The sequence below is a fragment of the Cellulophaga sp. L1A9 genome, from assembly GCF_009797025.1.
Lineage (GTDB): Bacteria > Bacteroidota > Bacteroidia > Flavobacteriales > Flavobacteriaceae > Cellulophaga.
In genome coordinates this window covers 1,551,108-1,570,698 of sequence record NZ_CP047027.1, presented here as the reverse complement: position 1 = coordinate 1,570,698, position 19,591 = coordinate 1,551,108, and the positions used below count along the sequence as shown (strand labels likewise).

17 protein-coding genes and 1 riboswitch are annotated in these 19,591 nt (G+C 34.1%); of the genes, 7 read left to right on the top strand and 10 right to left on the bottom strand.

Annotated elements, in window-relative coordinates; all coding sequences use genetic code 11:
• Position 1 precedes the first annotated feature (1 nt).
• A riboswitch (TPP riboswitch) is annotated at positions 2-94 on the bottom strand.
• A 20-nt stretch (positions 95-114) separates the two neighbouring features.
• The 3 genes from GQR94_RS06665 to GQR94_RS06655 are packed head-to-tail and all read right to left on the bottom strand — an operon-like array spanning position 115 to position 2,584.
• Positions 115-594: a cytochrome c gene (locus GQR94_RS06665; RefSeq protein ID WP_158974752.1), complete on the bottom strand. Its 480-nt coding sequence runs from the start codon at positions 592-594 to the stop codon at positions 115-117.
• A gap of 49 nt (positions 595-643) precedes the next feature.
• A complete protein-coding gene (locus GQR94_RS06660; RefSeq protein WP_158974751.1) occupies positions 644-1,603 on the bottom strand; it encodes a YheT family hydrolase in 960 nt (319 codons plus the stop codon).
• A gap of 6 nt (positions 1,604-1,609) precedes the next feature.
• Positions 1,610-2,584, bottom strand: a complete 975-nt coding sequence (locus tag GQR94_RS06655) for a nitronate monooxygenase family protein (protein ID WP_158974750.1) — start codon at positions 2,582-2,584, stop codon at positions 1,610-1,612.
• Positions 2,585-2,703: 119 nt separating this feature from the next.
• On the opposite strand from GQR94_RS06655, the gene GQR94_RS06650 reads away from it, so the two are divergent.
• The gene (locus tag GQR94_RS06650) at positions 2,704-3,180 is read left to right on the top strand and encodes a thioesterase family protein (RefSeq protein WP_158974749.1); all 477 of its coding nucleotides are present in this window, start codon (positions 2,704-2,706) and stop codon (positions 3,178-3,180) included.
• Here the strand turns inward: GQR94_RS06650 and GQR94_RS06645 are convergent.
• Together GQR94_RS06645 and GQR94_RS06640 are read right to left on the bottom strand one after the other, a co-directional pair.
• On the bottom strand, positions 3,164-4,057 hold the full coding sequence (locus GQR94_RS06645; RefSeq protein WP_158974748.1) for a DMT family transporter: 894 nt from the start codon (positions 4,055-4,057) through the stop codon (positions 3,164-3,166). The two genes, GQR94_RS06650 and GQR94_RS06645, sit on opposite strands and share 17 nt — an antisense overlap.
• Positions 4,054-4,407: an arsenate reductase family protein gene (locus tag GQR94_RS06640; protein WP_158974747.1), complete on the bottom strand. Its 354-nt coding sequence runs from the start codon at positions 4,405-4,407 to the stop codon at positions 4,054-4,056. Before GQR94_RS06640 ends, GQR94_RS06645 begins: the two co-directional genes overlap by 4 nt.
• A 96-nt stretch (positions 4,408-4,503) precedes the next feature.
• On the opposite strand from GQR94_RS06640, the gene GQR94_RS06635 reads away from it, so the two are divergent.
• Positions 4,504-4,962, top strand: a complete 459-nt coding sequence (locus tag GQR94_RS06635) for a DinB family protein (protein WP_158974746.1) — start codon at positions 4,504-4,506, stop codon at positions 4,960-4,962.
• 1 nt (position 4,963) lies between these two features.
• Here GQR94_RS06635 and GQR94_RS06630 read toward each other — a convergent pair whose 3' ends face one another.
• Complete coding sequence (locus GQR94_RS06630; RefSeq protein WP_158974745.1) at positions 4,964-5,713, bottom strand: DUF3298 and DUF4163 domain-containing protein; 750 nt, start codon at positions 5,711-5,713, stop codon at positions 4,964-4,966.
• Between the two features lie 81 nt (positions 5,714-5,794).
• On the opposite strand from GQR94_RS06630, the gene GQR94_RS06625 reads away from it, so the two are divergent.
• Both GQR94_RS06625 and gdhA read left to right on the top strand, forming a co-directional pair.
• Positions 5,795-6,949 (top strand): cystathionine gamma-synthase, encoded by a 1,155-nt coding sequence (locus tag GQR94_RS06625; protein ID WP_158974744.1) that lies wholly within the window; start codon positions 5,795-5,797, stop codon positions 6,947-6,949.
• Positions 6,950-7,077: 128 nt separating this feature from the next.
• Entirely contained in the window at positions 7,078-8,421 is a 1,344-nt protein-coding gene (gene gdhA / locus GQR94_RS06620; RefSeq protein WP_158974743.1) for an NADP-specific glutamate dehydrogenase, read from the top strand.
• 80 nt (positions 8,422-8,501) lie between these two features.
• Here gdhA and GQR94_RS06615 read toward each other — a convergent pair whose 3' ends face one another.
• The 3 genes from GQR94_RS06615 to GQR94_RS06605 all read right to left on the bottom strand — a co-directional run bounded on the left by GQR94_RS06615 (position 8,502) and on the right by GQR94_RS06605 (position 12,211).
• Positions 8,502-9,341, bottom strand: a complete 840-nt coding sequence (locus GQR94_RS06615; protein ID WP_158974742.1) for a hypothetical protein — start codon at positions 9,339-9,341, stop codon at positions 8,502-8,504.
• Positions 9,342-9,742: 401 nt separating this feature from the next.
• The gene (locus GQR94_RS06610; protein ID WP_158974741.1) at positions 9,743-10,177 is read right to left on the bottom strand and encodes a hypothetical protein; all 435 of its coding nucleotides are present in this window, start codon (positions 10,175-10,177) and stop codon (positions 9,743-9,745) included.
• A 9-nt stretch (positions 10,178-10,186) separates the two neighbouring features.
• Positions 10,187-12,211 (bottom strand): hypothetical protein, encoded by a 2,025-nt coding sequence (locus GQR94_RS06605; protein WP_158974740.1) that lies wholly within the window; start codon positions 12,209-12,211, stop codon positions 10,187-10,189.
• Between the two features lie 147 nt (positions 12,212-12,358).
• Here GQR94_RS06605 and recO point away from each other — a divergent pair, with 147 nt between their 5' ends.
• Positions 12,359-13,078 (top strand): DNA repair protein RecO, encoded by a 720-nt coding sequence (gene recO, locus GQR94_RS06600; protein ID WP_158974739.1) that lies wholly within the window; start codon positions 12,359-12,361, stop codon positions 13,076-13,078.
• Complete coding sequence (locus GQR94_RS06595; RefSeq protein WP_158974738.1) at positions 13,062-15,491, top strand: TonB-dependent receptor; 2,430 nt, start codon at positions 13,062-13,064, stop codon at positions 15,489-15,491. Before recO ends, GQR94_RS06595 begins: the two co-directional genes overlap by 17 nt.
• 59 nt (positions 15,492-15,550) lie before the next feature.
• On the opposite strand, the gene GQR94_RS06590 is transcribed toward GQR94_RS06595, so the two are convergent.
• On the bottom strand, positions 15,551-15,991 hold the full coding sequence (locus GQR94_RS06590) for a hypothetical protein (protein WP_158974737.1): 441 nt from the start codon (positions 15,989-15,991) through the stop codon (positions 15,551-15,553).
• Between the two features lie 194 nt (positions 15,992-16,185).
• Here GQR94_RS06590 and ileS point away from each other — a divergent pair, with 194 nt between their 5' ends.
• The gene (gene ileS, locus GQR94_RS06585) at positions 16,186-19,587 is read left to right on the top strand and encodes an isoleucine--tRNA ligase (protein ID WP_158974736.1); all 3,402 of its coding nucleotides are present in this window, start codon (positions 16,186-16,188) and stop codon (positions 19,585-19,587) included.
• Positions 19,588-19,591 lie beyond the last annotated feature (4 nt).

Genomic DNA, 19,591 nt, shown 5'->3' with positions numbered 1-19,591 from the left:
TATTTAGCATTACTCGTTTCCCTTCGTTGTAATTAAACAAATCAGGTTCAAAGGGTAATTTCTCAGCCCATAAAGAGCACCCCTAACGAACATGTATATAGCTAATAAGGTATATTATAAAGTTCTTAAATACTCGGCAATAGCTCGTGTATCGTCTTCAGATAATTTATTATCAAGCATTATAGCATTGTTATATTCTTTAAGTAATGCTTTTGCGATTGGATCTTCTTTTATCATTTCTGTTGGGTTGATGATCATGTTCATGACCCAAGAAGGATTTCTTCTTTCGTAAACACCAGATAAAGCAGGGCCTATTAATCGTTGATTGGGCATATGACATGCCGTACAAATTCCACTATATTTAGCTTCACCTTTGGCAGCCAATTCAGTATCTATCTCTGCAGGGAAAGAAATATTTTTAAAAGGACCAATACCGTCATTGTCCATATCTACAGGAACTTCTTCCTTTGTAACTTCAGTTTTCTTTTCTGTTTTGGCTCGGTTCATTTCAAAACCATCTTTTTTTTCTTCTTTTTTTTCACCACAACTAGCTAAAAGTACTGATAACGCTAAAATGCCAACTATTCTTTTCATTTCTAAACTGAGTTAATTAATGTACTAAGATAAGTATTCTAACTTATTATTAAAGTTCATTCAAAAAATTTAAACATCTTTTCTCTGTGTAGGTCGTATTTTTAACGCCATAAAAACCTACGTGACCACCAAAATTTGGGGTTTCTAGAAAAAGTTTTTTATTTTTTTCAGCTTCGGTATATGGGTAGCATTCTGGACCTAAAAAGGAATCATTTTTGCTATTTATAATCAGTGTTGGAATTTTAATATTGGGTAAAAATTGTAGGCAACTAGATTTGGTATAATAATCTATAGCGTCTGTAAACCCATGGGCTCTACTCGTATAAATGTCATCAAAATCTTTTAGTGTCTTAATACTAGCAATATCTATATCTGAAATTTTATCAGGGAAAAGTGCTTGCTTTGCCCGTAGTTTTTCTACCAAATGTTTTTTAAATCTCGCAGCATATAATGCATTCTTAGGGCGCAATAATTGCTTTAATGAACTATAGAGGTCACAGGGAACAGAAACAGCTACTGCTCCTTTAATTTCTTTGGGGATGATGCGATCTTCTCCTAAGTATTTTAAAGTCAAATTTCCACCAAGACTAAAGCCATTAATGTAAATGTCTGTGTATGATTTATTCTTTAATAGATGTTGAATTACAGCTTCTAGGTCTTCTGTTGCTCCAGAATGATATGATCGGAATAAGTTATTGGGGACACCGCTACAGCTTCTCAAGTTAATAGCGCAAGCATCATAACCGTTTTGATTAAAAAGCTTAGCGCTACCGGTTATATACGGTCTTTGAGCACTGCCTTCCAAGCCATGAATTAGAATAATAACTTTAGTGGATTTTTGTGCGGTAAAGCTCCAATCAAGATCTAGAAAATCATCATCAAATAAAGTAATGCGTTCTCTTTCCTGTACAACCCCATCTATCTTTCTAAAAATACCAGAATAAATGGTGGATAAATGTCCGTTTTTAAATAAAATGGGTGGGTTGTACGTAGAGGTTACTAAGGGCATATTTTTTTATTTCGGATATACTTCTAGAACTTTAATTTGTTCTTCAATGGCAGCTTTAAATTCAGTTTTAAGTTTAGAAATTAGTTCTGCTACAGGTTCAACATCATCAATCATGGCTGCACCTTGGCCTGCAGACCATATTGTTTTCCAAGCTTTAGCCTCAGTATCTAATTCTTTTCCAAAATCAATTTTTACATCTTTCTTTAAATCTTCTTCTGTAATCCCAGCAGCTTTTAAACTAGCGGCTAAAAAGTTGGCATGTACCCCAGAAATAGATGCAGTATAAACCACATCACTGGCGCCAGCATCAATAATCATTTTTCGGTATTCATCAGTAGCTTTGCTTTCCGTAGTATTAATAAAACGGGTGCCCATATAGGCCAGATCTGCTCCCATTTGTAATGCTGATGCAACATCTCTTCCGGTACTAATGCAGCCAGAAAGTAAAATAGTTTTATGAAAGAATTTTTTTATTTCGGCAACTAAAGTCATCGGATTGATGGTTCCTGCATGACCCCCTGCGCCAGCAGACACAAGAATTAACCCGTCTACACCTGCTTCTGCTGCTTTTTCTGCATGCCTCTTTTTAATAATATCATGAAATACAATTCCACCATAACTATGAATGGCATCTACAACTTGAGATACAGCTCCTAAGGAAGTTATGATTAATGGAACTTTATGTTTTACGCACAATTTTACATCAGCTTCTAACCTTGGATTGGTTGGGTGTACAATAAGGTTAACGCCAAAAGGGGCTGCTTTTTTTCCAGTTTCTTTTTCAAAATCTGCTAAAGCTGTCTTTATTTCTATTATCCATTCTTCGAATCCTTCACTGGTTCTTTGGTTTAATGCAGGAAAAGTACCTACAACACCATTTTTACAACATTCGATGACTAATTGCGGTCCAGATATTAAAAACATTGGGGCAGCAACAATTGGTAGCGATAAATTTTTGATGAACGACGGCTTTTGATCCATAAGATTAGATTTTGATACTATAAAAATACTACAATATTTTAGGACTTTTTTTCCTTGATTTATCAAAACTATGGTATTTTTACGATTATTATGCATGCATAACAAAAAAACTTTACAGGATGTATTTAAAAGATTTTGAAATTCGATGGAGTGACGTAGATGCCAATAGACATCTTGCGAACTCGGCATATTTAAACTTTATGAGTCATACGCGTATGGCGTATTTGATGGAATTAGGTTTTACACATAAAACAATGGCAGCACATGAAATTGGTCCTGTAGTGTTTTATGAGCATATTTATTATTTTAAAGAGGCTTTTATAGGAAAACCTGTTAGGGTTTCAATGGAAGTGGTAGGGATGAGTGAAGATGGAAAATTTTTCGAATTTCATCATAATTTCTATGATGATAAGGGAAGGAATTTTGCACATTGTGAAATGATGGGGGCTTGGATAAATTTAAAAACAAGAAGCCTAACAGCACTTTCGGATGACTTCTTAGCCGCTTTTAATAATGCAGAAAAGCCAGATAACTTTAGAGTTTTGACAAAAGAGGATACGCGGAAATTTGTAAAAATTCCTAAAGACTTGGTTTAACTTTTTTGCTTACCAAGTACACCCCTAAAAGCACTAATACCATTGCTGTAAGCTTAAGCATGTTTAATTTGTCTTTGCCAGATACAATGGCAAAGACTACGCCAATAAGTGGTTGTAAATATGCAAATGCACCTACCGTGGTCGCTTTTAATTGTGTCAATGCAAATCCATTAAATAAGTAGGTGCAAAAAGTAGTTCCTAGAATTACGAAAGCAATTGCTCCTAGAATATTAAAAGGAAGATCGGCCCATTGTATTTCTAAAAAGTCTGGTAAGGTTAAGGGTAAACTGATGAGTGTTCCTATTAGAAACAACCATTTTAGAACGCCAAAAGGATGGTATTTTGTGAGTAGTTTTTTTACTAGAATAAGGTAAATTCCGTAAGAAAGTGAATTTATAATAAACAGGAAATTACCTAAAGGGATATTTTTAGCATCGGTTCTATTTTCTGCTCCAAAAAGCACTAAGGTGAGCGCACCAATTAAGCCAATAAAAATTCCTACTCCTTTTTGCCACGTTATTTTTTCTTTGATAAATAATGCCGATAATACTACAACAATAATAGGTGTAACGGTGATCAGTACAGCGCTATTTATTGGTGTAGATAGCTCTAAGCCCTTAAAAAAGGAAAGCATGTTAATCCCCATTCCGGCAATAGCGCAAATAAGAAACCGGCCCCAATCACTTCGTTCAATTTTTTCATTAGGTATGAAAGGTGTCATGCACCAAAATAAAAAGGTGGCGCCTATCAATCTTAAAAAAATAAAACCAAAAGGTTGCACATAAGTAGGCATTACTTCTTTTGCAATCGTATGGTTAATTCCATAGATAAAAGTAGCGCCAAAAGCGGCTAATAATGCTAATGTTCTTTTACTCAATGGTGTATGTATTCAGAGGCAGCGGCTACTACTTTTTTACTGTTGCCAACAAAAATCTTATCATCCACGATGATTACGGGGCGTTTTAGAAAAGTATACTGTTCAAGAATTAGATTTTTATAATCTGTTTCTGTTACTACTTTTTCATTTAAACCTCTTTCTCGGTATAAGCGAGCTCTTTTACTAAACAGTGCTTCGTAGCTTTGAGTTAGAGAGTACATGTCTTCTAGTTGCTCTGGGGTGATGGCTTCTGTTTTAATGTCCTGAAAAGTAAAACCCTCTAAAGGTTGTAATTCCTTTATAATTCTTTGACAAGTATCACAGGTACTTAAGTGGTATATTTTCTTCATCGCCTTCTAAACAATTAAATTGATGTTAATCTTACTGCAAAGAAACCCAATTCTATAGAAATGTTCTATTTTTAAAACATAATTAAACAGAACATTTTGGAAAAGCTTTTTGATATTACCCTTCAGAACAGAAAAATCTTATATAAATTTTTAAAAGATACCCCTAGAGAGCAACTATTAAAAATACCAAAAGGTTTTCGTAATAATATATGGTGGAATATTGCGCACGTGGTGGTTACGCAGCAAGTATTAATCTATAAATTAAGTGGTGTGCCAATGCGTGTTTCTGATGAACTTGTGGAAAAGTTTAGGAAAGGAAGCGTTCCTGATGGAAATGCAACAGATGAGGAAATAGATCTAATTTCGGGTTTTCTATTTTCTACTGTAGAATGGATGCAAGAAGATTATGATAAAGGCGTTTTTAAGTCGTTTGCAGCATATACCACTAGTGTAAATATTACATTGAGTACAGTGGAAGATGCCATTGCTTTTAATGTATACCACGAAGGTTTACATATGGGGGCAATACTAGCTTTATTAAAAGTACAGCTGTAATCTACTTTTCTTTTTTTATTTTAATAGTGATGTAATTTTTAATCTCGTCATAAGGAAGTAACAATGTGATTGGCCCATCTGCATAAGAAGCTACTTCGTATTGGTTGTACACCAATAACATGCCTTTTTTAGTGAAGCCCATGTTGTTTGGAAGGTAGAAGATATCATTCTCGAACATAAATCCGGTACTGTTGATGTATCCATTTTGAGGAATATCTTCTTGGATTTTAAATTTTATTTCAGCCAAATGAATAAAACGATCTTTGTCTTTTATAAGTTGCCAGTTCTCTAATTGGTCTCCTTTTTTCTTGTCAAAATTTAGAAGTCTAGTAGCGCTATATCCGTGTGCTCCTCCTGTGAAAATATAGGTTTCTAATTTGATGGTAAGAATATCTTTGTTTTCAAAAATAATGTCTCCTTTGATAGATGCTTCCCAACTTAAAGTTTCTTCAGGATACATTTTTTTCAAATCTAAATATCCATTTTTAAAAGAGGTAATGGCTTCTTCAACGGTAGCCACTTTTACATCATCATCGTACAATAGTTCATTGATGACTTCTTTTTTGAGGCTTTCGTTTATATTTTTAGATAAATCGGAGTCGTCTTTAAATTCAAAAATATCAATAAGAACCTCTGGGCAGTCAGCACAATTCTCGCTTTTGTAGCTTAAGGGGCTAATGGTTAATTCATCTTTTTTTTTACATCCCACAACAAGTATGGAAAAGATTAAAATGGTTAACTTTAGTTTCATATTTATAAGAATTTTTTCTAAATCAGTACTGTGAATGCTGCGGCAAAGATAACAGTACATTTGTAAGTACAATCATGAGTTATGAACGAAAATAAAATAAAATTTAATACTAAGGTAATTCACGGAGGCCAAGAGCCAGATAAAGCGTATGGCGCTGTAATGCCTCCTATCTATCAAACTTCTACATATGCTCAAACCAGTCCTGGTGAGCATCAGGGTTTTGCTTACTCTCGTAGTGCAAACCCAACAAGATCTGCTCTTGAAAAATCATTGGCAAGCATTGAAAATGGAACCTATGGAGTAGCATTCGGGAGTGGTTTGGCTGCTATTGATGCGGTGTTGAAATTATTAGGGCCTGGTGATGAAGTTGTTTCTACAAATGATCTGTATGGTGGTAGTTACAGGTTGTTTAAGAAAATATTTGAAAAATACGGAATCGTATTTCATTTTATAGGAATGCAAAATCCAGAAGGGATTGAAGCCTATATAAATGAAAATACAAAATTGATTTGGGTAGAAACACCGACCAATCCAATGATGAATATTTTAGATATCAAGGAAATTGGGGTACTCGCAAAAAAGCATAAGGTGTTGCTAGCGGTAGATAACACCTTTGCAAGTCCTTTTTTACAGCAGCCCTTAGACCTTGGGGCAGATATTGTGATGCATTCTGCTACCAAGTATTTAAGCGGACATAGTGATGTTGTTTTAGGGGGCTTAGTAGTAAAGGACAAAGAATTAGCAGATCAGCTCTATTTTATTCAGAATGCGAGTGGTGCCATTTGTGGTCCTATGGATAGTTTTTTGGTGTTAAGAGGCATAAAAACACTCCATGTTAGAATGCAAAGGCATTGTGAAAATGGAGCGGCTGTTGCTCGTTTCTTAGATAAACATCCTAAAATAGAAAAAGTATACTGGCCCGGTTTTGAAAATCACCCTAATCATAGTGTTGCCAAAGCTCAAATGAATGGTTTTGGTGGGATGCTATCTTTTGTTCCTAAAGGGGGTGAAATGAAAAATGCTATGAAAATTATTGAGCAGCTTAAAATATTTACCATAGCAGAGTCGTTAGGAGGAGTAGAGAGCTTAGTGGGGCATCCTGCAAGTATGACGCATGCAAGTATTCCAAAAGAGGACCGTGAAAAGGTGGGCGTTGTCGATGCATTAATCCGATTAAGTGTTGGTATTGAGGATGTAAATGATCTAATTGCTGATTTAGACCATGCTTTACGATAAATATTTATTAAATTTTTAAAAAAAAAGGGTTCTAATTATGATAATAGTATAATTTTGCCGTTATATTTTAAATTCAATAAAATTGACCTTTAACGAGTCGAAGTTAGCAACAGAATCTATTTAAAGATATGGACGAAAAAATTAGAGTATTTATGGATGAGGTAAAGGCCAGAAACGGTCATGAACCAGAATTCATTCAAGCAGTGCAAGAAGTAGCGGAAACTGTAATCCCGTATATTGCAAATCAAAAAATCTACAATGGCAAGAACATCTTGTTACGCATGGTAGAACCTGAACGATTAATTTCTTTTAGAGTTGCCTGGGTAGATGATAAAGGAGAAATACATGTAAACAGAGGATATAGAATTCAGATGAATTCTGCAATAGGACCTTATAAAGGAGGATTGCGTTTTCATCCATCTGTAAATGCAAGTATCCTTAAATTCTTAGCTTTTGAGCAAGTATTTAAAAATAGCTTAACCACATTACCAATGGGTGGTGGTAAAGGAGGGTCAGATTTTGATCCTAAAGGAAAATCTGATGATGAAGTGATGCGTTTTTGTCACGCTTTTATGTTAGAATTAAACCGTCATATTGGGCCAAATACAGATGTGCCTGCGGGAGATATTGGTGTTGGCGCAAGAGAGATTGGTTTCTTATTCGGAATGTACAAGAAGATTAGAAATGAATTTACCGGAGTATTAACGGGTAAAGGGCGTTCTTGGGGTGGTTCATTAATCCGTCCTGAAGCAACTGGTTATGGTACAGTGTACTTTGCACAAAGTATGTTGCAAACGCAAGGAAAAGATTTTGCAGGTAAGAACGTAGTAATTTCTGGTTCTGGTAACGTTGCACAATTTGCTGCAGAAAAAGCATTGCAATTAGGGGCTAAAATATTAACCCTTTCAGATTCTCAAGGATATATCTATGATAAAGATGGTATTGATACAGAGAAGTTGGAATTTGTAATGGATCTTAAGAACAACCAAAGAGGTCGTATTTCTGAATATGCGGATAAATATGCTTCGGCAACTTTTCATGCAGGAAAAACACCATGGGAGGTTAGTTGTGATATAGCATTGCCATGTGCTACTCAAAATGAATTGAGTGGTGATGATGCAAAAACATTAATTAAGAATGGATGTATTTGTGTAGCAGAAGGTGCAAACATGCCTTCTACTCCAGAAGCGATACATGAGTTTCATGAAGCTCAAATATTATTTGCACCAGGAAAAGCGTCTAACGCAGGTGGAGTAGCAACTTCAGGATTAGAAATGTCTCAGAATTCATTACGTATAAGCTGGACAAGAGAAGAGGTTGATGGTCGTTTAAAAGATATTATGAGCGATATTCACGATTCTTGTATTCAATACGGAAAAGATGAAAATGGCTATTGCAACTATGTAAAAGGAGCAAATATTGCTGGTTTCGTTAAAGTTGCAGATGCTATGTTAGCACAAGGAGTAATATAATAGTAAAACCTTTATATATTTAAAAAGCGAAGTTTCTGTGAGGAAGCTTCGCTTTTTTTATGTCATTTTTTAAGTGAAATTTACTCGATACTAATTTCTCTTAAAAGAACACGTTTTTCAGCACCATCTATAACACCATCTGTACTTGAAATTTCTAAAGGATAGTAGTTGTCTAAAATTTCACTTAAATTAATCGTTGGATGATATTTACAGCTAATCTGCTCAGTTACATATAATATTTGTTCAGAGGTTGGCTCTAAGAAATTTATATATTTAGCTTTAATTTCAGAAGAAATTTCGACTTCCATCATTTCAAGGTCTTTTAAAAAATTCTCGTTTTTAATTACAATTATTTTAAAACAATCAAAACCAAGTATATTTTTTCGTATGTCTCTATATTCATAAATTCGAATATTTTTATTGCTTTGTTTAATAGGCATCGAAAATTTATAACTGTTTAAGGTCATAACGGAATCTTCTAAAGTATAATGGCTTAATTTTCCATTGGATCTATTTATTACTTCTATTTCATTCAATGTTTCTAGAATTGAATTTTGTTCTTGATATTTAATTATTGAATCTTCAAAAACATAAATATGTTTTATTGGCTCTCGAAAAGTATTTCTAGGATCAAGAACTAAATCTATGTATGGAATGAAATTAGTTTCTAAACTTAGATTTATAGCACTAGAGTCTATTTCAAGACCTTTTTGTCGATGTAAATCAAATGTCATGTCTCTAAATAAATTTAGTATCACAGGTTTTTTTAATTGTAAAGAAGAATCTAATTTTTGTTCATTGACAACAACCAATTGTTCCGTAAAAATCATTTTTCCTTTTTTAGGAGTAATTACTTGGGTTTGCCCACTTGCAAACCATGTAAGGAAGTAAAGTGAAACTATTAAAAAATTTATTTTCATGCTTATAGAGCCACAAGCCAGATTACAAAATAATCAGGCAAATATGGAAGTTATTTAATATTTGTTGTTCTAAATATAGCGATTAGAACGTTGTAATTATTTATTGAGTTCTTTACTAAAGCGGGCTATCCAACCATTTTCATGATAAATCTCTGATGTAAGCATTTCACTAATTTCAACTAAATTTATCTGTTCCCCGCTGGCGCAAGTGTCATGCATGTGCCCATGCAGTTTTTTCATAACTTACTAAAACATTCAAACAAGACTGATTTATATTTTTTAATTATTACTGTAAATAAGTTACGGGTATGAGCGAGACGCTCGCACTAGCGGGAGACTTTGCGGAGCGGGTTTATCAACCTTGTATTTTATGATAAAAAATTTAAAAACACTAGTGACACCTAATATACAATATAACTATGACTGGTCTTAAAAACATAATTCTTATTTTTTTCTTGATTAACTAAAATGATATAATATTCGTTTGCATAGTTAAAAGGTTTTTCATTGAATAAATGTACTATAGAGTCAAAAGATGTTTTTTTTATCTTTTTTAACTCTTCATCACTAATATCTCTTGAACCTTCAAGTTCAAAATTAATTTCTTCACTTTCAGATAATCTAATCCCAAAAACTTTTTTTTCTTCATTTAGAAATATGAATTTTTTCGGATAAATTAAGTTATCAAATTCATTTGTAGTATTCAAATAATCTTCTTTTAAATTAAAAACAAAATACACCTTTTTACCAGTAAATTCATCTTTGATATTCCCCCAATAAATTATTAACAATCCTATAAAGATTAGTGTCACGAAATAAAATAGCTTTTTTTTCATCTTTCGTATTTAATCTGTTGTTAGGCCTCGAGCTCTAAATATAATTATAGCGTCATTTATCATTTGATCTGTAATACTTGGGTCTCTTAGATTTACTGGAATTCCACGCCAAGCTAAATAAGTATATAATATATCGTCTTCCTGGTTATTATCAAAACTTTTCAGTGCATTTGCCATAGGAATTATATATTCTTGCGCCATTATTGTATGATGTATATCTTCCCCTTTTTCAATTTTCAAATATGCCTTAAAAATTTCATAAAAGGATTCTGAACTTGTTACTTGGTGCATCATTGTGTATGCATGTATACTTTCGTGTAAAATTGTTCTTGCAATTTCTATTGGTGCTCTATCATAAATATGTTCAGAATTAATAGTAATAATGTAACTAGTATTCGAAGTCTCACTACGTTTAGTACTTCCAGTTACATTTAATCTTTGTTTAGCTAATTTGTATTTCACATTGTTTTCGCGATATGAGTTTCCAAAAAACAAATGAATGTTTTGTAAAATACTAGATGTTCCAATAGTTTTGTAATCAAGATAGTTAAATATATCTTTAACAGGACCAGTAAGTTCATTAATAATCTGATCTTCAAAATTAATATTATCTTTTTCTAAACCATTCTTCAAAGCCTCCAAAGCCAATTTCGCAAACTCTATAGCCTTTGTACTATTGTTATTATTGGTTACATAGGTATCAATACTTTTTGCAATTTGCCAATTTTCGGGAGTTAACAAAAATATAATTCCTTCCTGGCTCAGTGGGTCAGAAGATAGTGTAAATGTGTTTAGTTTATTAATAAGTAGATTACTTTGTGTAGGAATATTAATGCCTGCGCCACCTAAAGTGGGGCATTTTTCTTCAAAAACTATATTTCTAGATGAAAGGCCATTGAGAGGGTTGCTATCTTCAATAATGTTAAATATTCTATTACTTTTAAGTATCCCATCATCATCAATATAAAGATCAAAATCATCACATCCTTCAGCAGGAGGACTGGTTTGATTCAAATAAAAGTTTAGTTTGCCTAAAAAATCTTTATCCTCAGAAGATAGTTTGTTTTGTTTTCTGCTCATTTCCATAGCTTCTCTGCCCAATGATAACATGCAATAATTTTTTCCTTTAAATTCTTCGATGCTATTTGAATAATCCTGAACTGAAAGATAGACTCCACTTACTATTTCTACCTCTATTTGGTAGCAGGCTTGGCCAACAATGTACCCGCCTCCAGAGCCTCCAAAATTTGTAGAACTATCTCCGCAAGAATTATCTTCACTATCACCAGAGTTGGGCCCAGCAGGATGATCAGTATCTGAATTGGGGCCGTTACATTCATAAGTGGTAGTTTTTATGGTAGGTGAACATATTTCAAGAATAGCTGTATTTTTACTTCCACCTATTGGGCTAGAAGGTGAAGAAGGCTCTTCTCTATCTTTGTTCTTAATTAGCGTAATTGTTGGGTTGAAGGAGCCACTATTACCTGAATTTGATAGAGGTAGAACAGCACAAGGATCTTCTTCTTTTTCATGATATCTTGCTGTTTTGGGTGTAATTTTTAATGGCAAAACCGTAGCTTCCCATGATATATTATTTATTGACTTTCCTAGAAGAGAATTTAAGGTTAGTTCATTTTCGTACCGGACTAAAAAAGGAGTTTCGTATGTGCCATCTGTCCTCTTTTTAATTACAACGTTGTAAAAATAAGGAAGTTCAAAATCAATTTTACCATAGAGCATACTATAAGACTTTGTTCCATTAGAGTCGGTGCGCTCCATAATGGGGTTCTGGTTCATCTCTAGGTTTATATCTTTTTTAGAATATCCAAATTTTGATAATTGATTTGTTAAGAGATTGGTTAGTTCTTTTTTTTCTGCATCATCAGCATATTGATAGTGGATTCTTTCAGGTATAAGACTTTCTTCAGCGCTAGTAGTCTCTGTAATTGTGTTTTCCTCATACTTTTGACAAGAGAAATTAAAAGCAATGAAAAGGAGTGTAAATGTTCTAAAAAGAGTAAAATTGCTCCACATTTAAGTTTTTTCTGTAAATATATGAATTATATTCTATATTTAATCTGCGCATGTAGTTCTCTTCACTTAAGTAGTGTTTTACTCTTGTGGTTATCTGAATATTCTAACCATTCAAAACCCTATCTTTGTGCTACTTTAAAAAGCAAGATGCAAGTCACCACCAAAGCCATAGTTTTATCCGCTTTAAAATATGGAGATACCAGTCTGATTGTGAAAATATTTACAGCATCAGACGGGCTGAAGTCGTATTTGCTTAAAGGGGTCTTGGCGTCTAAAAAAGGAAAATTAAAAACAGCTTATTTTCAGCCATTGATGCAATTAGAGTTAGTCGCGTATCATAAAAACAAAGGTACTTTGGAAACGGTTAGAGAAGCAAAGCCTAGTTATCATTACCAGAGTTTACATACTGATATCACTAAAAATGCTTTAACTTTTTTCTTGGCAGAAATGTTAAGTAATAGCATTCAAGAAGAAGAAGATAATGCTAATTTATTTGAATTCTTAGAAGCTTCGCTGCAATGGTTAGATACTAATGATGAAATCTCAAATTTTCACCTTTATTTTTTGATCCTTCTGACGAAGTATTTTGGTTTTTATCCAGATGCCACTGAAAGTAACGCCCCTTATTTTGATTTGTTAGAAGGAGCTTTCTCGTATTCAATATCGCTAAACCCAATGTTATTAGGGGAAAATTTATATTTCTTTAAACAGTTTTTGGGCATAAATTTTGATGCAATACACGCAATAAAGATGAATAAAAAGAAGCGTCAAGAGCTTTTGAAATCAATAATTCTTTATTATGAATTACATTTGCACGGATTTAGAAAACCTAAGTCACTTGCTATTTTAAATGAAGTTTTTAGTTAGCATGTATAAAACCATTGCAATTCTATTGTTCCTTATTTCGGTGCCTGTGCTGGGGCAGGAGATTACTATTATAGATATTGAATCTAAAGAGCCAATTGTAAATGTTGCTGTTTATAATGCTGATAAATCTAAAACGAGTATTACAGATTTTGATGGAAAATGTGATTTAAGCATTTTTGATGATAATGAACGTATTTCTTTTAAGCATCTAGCATATGACATTTTTAAGACGTCAAAGGCTGCGGTTTTAAAGAAAGACAATAAATTATATCTTTTTCCTAAAGCGCAAGAGCTCAATGAAGTTGTTATGTCTATTTCTAAATGGGAGCAACAAAAGAAAGATATTCCTCAAAAAATTGTATCTATAGATGCAAAATCAATTGCTTTTTCGGCACCACAAACCGCTGCCGATTTACTTCAAAATAGCGGAAAGGTATTTGTTCAAAAAAGTCAGTTAGGAGGAGGTAGTCCTATGATTAGGGGGTTTTCTACCAATAGATTGTTACTTTCTGTAGATGGGGTGCGCATGAATAATGCAATTTTTAGAGGTGGAAATATCCAAAATGTAATCTCCATAGATCCTTTTTCTATAAAAAATACTGAAATCATTTTTGGTCCAGGTTCCGTAATATATGGGAGTGATGCAATTGGTGGTGTCATGAATTTTTTAACTAAAAAAGTAGAGTTTTCTGAAACTGACGAAATGCTTTTTAAAGGGACTTCAAACTATAGGTATGCCACGGCAAATACAGAAAACACGGCACATGTCGATTTTAATATCGGTAAAAAGCAATGGGCTTTTTTAACGAGTGCTTCTTACAGTGATTTTGGAGATTTAAAAATGGGCAAACATGGCGAGGACTCTTATTTGCGCAAAAATTATGTGCAAACTATAAATGGTGAAGATGTTTTAGTAGCGAATACAAATGATAGGTTGCAAGTGCCAACAGGGTATAATCAAATCAACTTGCTCCAAAAAATTGCGTTTAAGCCAAATACAAATTGGGATATAAATTGGAGCAATTATTACTCAGAAACTTCAGATTATTCTCGGTATGATCGTTTGATTAGGCCAAATAGTGCGGGAGATGGTTTGCGTTCTGCAGAATGGTATTATGGGCCTCAAAAATGGTTGATGAGTAATTTGCAGTTTAATAAAAATGGAAAAGGTAAGTTTTATGATGGTTTAAAGGTTACTACTGCTTATCAGCATTTTGAAGAAAGCAGACACGATAGAGGTTTTCAAGATGAAATACGCTATAGCACGGAAGAAAAAGTAGATGCGTTATCCACAAATATAGATTTTGAAAATAAACGTATTGGAGATTTGCGTTTGTATTACGGTGGGGAATATATTTTTAACAAAGTGCATTCTTCTGGCAGTCAGGTAAACATTAATACTAATGAAACGGCAGAAACTGCGAGTCGGTATCCTGACGGTGCTACTTGGCAAACGCTGGCAGGCTATCTAAGTGCAGAATATAAAGCAAAACCTAATCTTTCCTTGCTTTCAGGAATACGCTATAGTCATGTGTGGGTAAATGCAGAATTTGAAGACACTTACTATAGTTTTCCATTTGATAATGCAGATTTGAGCACAGGTGCACTTACGGGTAGTTTGGGTTTAAGTTGGTTTCCTAAAGCAGATTTGCAAATAACAGCAAATGCCTCTACCGGTTTCAGAGCACCTAATATTGATGATGTGGGTAAGATATTTGATTCCGAACCAGGGTCTGTTGTAGTTCCTAATCCTGATTTAGAACCGGAATATGCCTATAATATGGAGTTGGGTATTCAGAAAAATATAAACGATAAAGTAATGTTGAAAGGAGCTACTTTCTATACGTATATGGTAGATGCTTTGGTGCGTAGAGATTTTGAGTTTAATGGCATGACTGAAATTGAATATAATGGCGAATTAAGCAATGTGCAGGCAATTCAGAATGCAGCTAAGGCGTATGTGTATGGTTTTGAGTTTGGTGTAGATGTAACGTTCTCTGAGCAGATGTCTTTGGTTTCTAACCTTACGATCACTAAAGGAATAGAGGAAGAAGATGATGGTACTGATTCTCCGGGAAGGCATGTGGCACCAACATTTGGAGATATTCATTACATCTGGAAAAATCAGAAATTTAAAACCGATGTATTTTTAAACTTTAATGGCGAAGTAGCTTTTGATGATCTAGCAGTTTCAGAACGAAGTAAAGAATATATCTACGCGACAGATGCTAATGGTGATCCTTTTTCACCGTCATGGTATACTTTAAATTTTAGATCTCAGTATTCGCTTTCTAATGCCTTGAAAACAACAATTAACTTAGAGAATATTACAAATCAAAGATATCGTAGTTATTCATCCGGAATCGTTGCGCCAGGAATAAATCTTATTTTGGCCCTAGAATATACTTTTTAAACGAAAAAATCCCTAACAAATAGTTTGCTAGGGATTTTCTAATGTATTGTAACTTATGCTTATTGCTTAATTTTAGCAGCAGCTTCTTCTGCACTTGTCTTAATTTCAGTACCTGCAGCTTTTGCGCCATCAACCGCCTTAGTACCTAATTCCTTAGCACCATCAACAGTTTTTGTTCCTAATTCTTTAGCTCCGTCTACTGCTTTTGTTCCAGCTTCTTTAACTTCCGTACCCGCCTCTTTAACTTTGTTTGCAGCGTCTTCGCCCATTTCTTTAGTACCTTCGATAGCTTTATCTCCAGCATCTTTCATATCTGTACCTATTTCGTCTGCTTTGTTAGCAGCATCTTCACCCATTTCCTTTAATTCGTCGCCAGTGTTTTCCATAGCATCTTCTGTAGCTTCTGTAGCCTCTTTTGCTTTGTCTGCAGCATCTCTACAAGAAACAAAACTTGTACTCAATGCAACCATCATTACGGCACTTAAAATAACTTTTTTCATGATTTAAATTTTTGTATTTATAATAGTTAATGGCTTGCAAGTTAACCATAATAATTAAGCTTTACTTTTTGCTGCTGGTTACCAAAATGTTGTCTTTTAAATTATTCGTGCATATCATTTGAAAGGAACACCTATTTATTCAATCTAAATTTATAATTTTGCAGGCTTAAAATGTAGTACCAGAAGTAGTTATTATGAAGTTTGCGGAATACAAAGGATTAGATTTACCAGTAGTTGCAGAAGAGATTTTAAAATACTGGAAAGAGAACGATATTTTTGAAAAAAGTATTGCTACTCGTGAGGGGAAAGAAAGCTATGTGTTTTTTGAAGGGCCACCTTCTGCAAACGGTATGCCTGGTATTCACCATGTAATGGCAAGAACGATAAAAGATATTTTTCCGCGTTACAAAACGATGAAGGGTTTTCAAGTAAAGCGTAAAGCCGGTTGGGATACTCATGGTTTGCCTATAGAACTTGGTGTTGAAAAAGAACTTGGGATTACTAAAGAAGATATTGGCACCAAAATATCAGTAGAAGATTACAATGCCGCTTGTAAAAAAGCAGTAATGCGATATACTGATGTTTGGAATAAAATGACTGAACAAGTTGGGTATTGGGTAGATATGGAAGATCCATATATTACGTATAAGTCCAAATACATGGAAACTGTTTGGTGGTTGCTAAAAGAAATTTACAATAAAGGCCTTATTTATAAGGGATATACTATACAACCGTATTCTCCAAAAGCAGGTACGGGATTAAGTTCTCATGAGCTTAACCAACCAGGTACTTATCAAGATGTTACAGATACTACGGTTACAGCGCAATTTAAAGCGGTAAAAGAAACATTACCCTCATTTTTTGATGAGATTGAAGGCGATATTTACTTTATTGCTTGGACGACTACGCCTTGGACCTTACCGTCAAATACGGCGTTAACTGTTGGGCCAAAGATTGAATATGTGCTTGTAAAAACATATAATCAATATACTTTTGATCCCATAAACGTGGTTTTAGCGAAGCCTTTAGTTGGAAAGCAATTTGCTGGTAAATTTAAAGCTGTAGAAACTGAAGCAGAATTAGTTAGCTATAAGGAAGGCGATAAAAAAATACCATATCTAGTTTTAGATACTATTGTAGGTAAGGATTTAGTAGGTGTAAAATATGAGCAGCTATTAGATTATGTATTGCCATATCAAAATCCAGAAAATGCATTTAGAATTATTGCAGGCGATTTTGTAACTACAGAAGATGGTACTGGTATTGTTCATACCGCACCTACTTTTGGTGCAGATGATGCTTTGGTAGCCAAACAGGCCGTACCAGAAATTCCACCAATGTTGGTGTTAGATGAAAATAATAATCCTGTGCCTTTAGTAGATTTGCAAGGTAAGTTTCGTCCAGAATTAAAAGAATTTGGTGGTAAGTATGTAAAGAATGAATATTATGATGATGGTGAAGCGCCGGAACGTTCTATAGATGTTGAGCTTGCTATTAAATTAAAAGAGGAGAATAAAGCTTTTAAAGTAGAAAAGTATGTGCACAGTTATCCTAACTGCTGGCGTACCGATAAGCCTATTTTATATTACCCATTAGACTCTTGGTTTATAAAGGTTACGGAAGTTAAAGACAGAATGTTTGAACTAAATAAAACCATTAACTGGAAGCCTAAGGCTACAGGTGAGGGTAGATTTGGTAACTGGCTAGCCAATGCAAACGACTGGAATTTATCGCGTTCTCGTTATTGGGGCATTCCTTTACCTATCTGGAGAACAGAAGATGGTAAAGAAGAAATTATGATTGGTTCTGTTGCAGAATTGAAAGGAGAAATGCAAAAAGCATTAGCAGCAGGAGTTCTTGAAAAAGATATTTTTGATGGTTTTGAGGTCGGTAATATGACTGATGAAAATTATGATAAAATAGATCTGCATAAGAATATCGTAGATCAGATTACGTTAGTTTCCGCTTCAGGAAAACCAATGAAACGCGAAAGCGATTTGATAGATGTATGGTTTGATTCTGGATCTATGCCGTATGCTCAATGGCATTATCCTTTTGAAAATAAAGAACTGATCGATGAGAATAAAACCTTTCCAGCAGATTTTATTGCAGAGGGTGTAGATCAAACGCGTGGATGGTTTTATACCTTACATGCGATAGCTACGATGGTTTTTGACTCCGTAGCTTACAAGAATGTGGTATCAAACGGATTGGTGTTAGATAAAGAAGGGAAAAAAATGTCTAAGCGTTTAGGAAATGCTGCAGACCCTTTTGACACGATGGATAAACACGGTGCAGATGCTACACGTTGGTACATGATATCCAATGCAAACCCTTGGGATAATTTAAAGTTTGATGTAGAAGGTATTGCTGAGGTGAAGCGTAAATTTTTCGGAACGCTTTATAATACTTATTCCTTCTTTGCACTATATACCAATATTGATAATTTCCAATATAAAGAGGAAGATATTCCTTTAAAAGATAGACCGGAAATAGATCAGTGGGTGCTCTCTGAGTTGCACACCTTAATTAAAACGGTAGATGAAGCTTATGCGGATTATGAGCCAACACGTGCCACACGTGCCATATCTGAATATGTACAAGAGAATTTAAGTAATTGGTACGTGCGTTTGTGTAGAAGACGTTTCTGGAAAGGCGATTACCAACAAGATAAAATTTCGGCATACCAAACATTATATACTTGTTTGTTAACGGTGGCGAAATTATCGGCTCCAGTAGCTCCATTTTTTATGGATAGACTTTACAAGGACTTAACCAATACAACACATACAGAAAACTTTGATAGTGTACATTTGGCCGACTTCCCAGTTTACGATGAAAACATTGTAAACAAAGAGTTAGAGAGCAAAATGGCAAAAGCACAAACAATTTCATCCTTAGTACTTTCTATTCGTCAGAAAGAAAAGATTAAAGTGCGTCAGCCTTTACAGAAAATTATGATTCCTGTTTTAGATGAAAAACAGAAGAATGAGATTTTAGCGGTATCAGATTTAATTAAGTCAGAAGTGAATGTAAAAGAAATTGAGCTTTTAGATGATGCTTCTGGGATATTAGTGAAACAAATAAAGCCAAATTTTAAAGTTTTAGGACCAAAATTTGGTAAAGATATGAAGCTGGTTGCCAGTGAAGTAGCTAAATTTACACAGGAGGATATCCAAAAAATTGAGCAACAAGGCGAAATTTCAATAGAAATTAATAATAAAAGTAGTATTTTACAGCTGCAAGACGTAGAGATTTCTTCTCAAGATATAGAAGGTTGGCTAGTGGCTACTTCTGGTCCGTTAACTGTTGCATTAGATGTGACAATTAATGAGGATTTAAGAAAAGAAGGAATTGCGAGAGAGCTGGTGAATAGAATTCAGAATTTAAGAAAAGACTCTGGTTTTGAAGTAACTGATAGAATTAATATTAAGATTTTGAAAGGTAGTTTGGTCGAGGATGCTGTTGCGAGTAATCTTGATTATATAAAAACAGAAACATTAACTGCTGAGCTAACTTTTGAAGAAAAATTAGAAAATGGTACGGAAATTGCCTTTGATGAGGTAAACACCAAATTGTTTATCCAAAAACACTAAAAAC

Coding starts and splice junctions, on each gene's coding strand:
- GQR94_RS06665 (WP_158974752.1), bottom strand. CDS start 594: ATGAAAAGAATAGTTGGCATTTTAGCGTTATCAGTACTTTTAGCTAGT.
- GQR94_RS06660 (WP_158974751.1), bottom strand. CDS start 1,603: ATGCCCTTAGTAACCTCTACGTACAACCCACCCATTTTATTTAAAAAC.
- GQR94_RS06655 (WP_158974750.1), bottom strand. CDS start 2,584: ATGGATCAAAAGCCGTCGTTCATCAAAAATTTATCGCTACCAATTGTT.
- GQR94_RS06650 (WP_158974749.1), top strand. CDS start 2,704: ATGTATTTAAAAGATTTTGAAATTCGATGGAGTGACGTAGATGCCAAT.
- GQR94_RS06640 (WP_158974747.1), bottom strand. CDS start 4,407: ATGAAGAAAATATACCACTTAAGTACCTGTGATACTTGTCAAAGAATT.
- GQR94_RS06630 (WP_158974745.1), bottom strand. CDS start 5,713: ATGAAACTAAAGTTAACCATTTTAATCTTTTCCATACTTGTTGTGGGA.
- GQR94_RS06625 (WP_158974744.1), top strand. CDS start 5,795: ATGAACGAAAATAAAATAAAATTTAATACTAAGGTAATTCACGGAGGC.
- gdhA (WP_158974743.1), top strand. CDS start 7,078: ATGGACGAAAAAATTAGAGTATTTATGGATGAGGTAAAGGCCAGAAAC.
- GQR94_RS06615 (WP_158974742.1), bottom strand. CDS start 9,341: ATGAAAATAAATTTTTTAATAGTTTCACTTTACTTCCTTACATGGTTT.
- GQR94_RS06610 (WP_158974741.1), bottom strand. CDS start 10,177: ATGAAAAAAAAGCTATTTTATTTCGTGACACTAATCTTTATAGGATTG.
- GQR94_RS06605 (WP_158974740.1), bottom strand. CDS start 12,211: ATGTGGAGCAATTTTACTCTTTTTAGAACATTTACACTCCTTTTCATT.
- recO (WP_158974739.1), top strand. CDS start 12,359: ATGCAAGTCACCACCAAAGCCATAGTTTTATCCGCTTTAAAATATGGA.
- GQR94_RS06595 (WP_158974738.1), top strand. CDS start 13,062: ATGAAGTTTTTAGTTAGCATGTATAAAACCATTGCAATTCTATTGTTC.
- GQR94_RS06590 (WP_158974737.1), bottom strand. CDS start 15,991: ATGAAAAAAGTTATTTTAAGTGCCGTAATGATGGTTGCATTGAGTACA.
- ileS (WP_158974736.1), top strand. CDS start 16,186: ATGAAGTTTGCGGAATACAAAGGATTAGATTTACCAGTAGTTGCAGAA.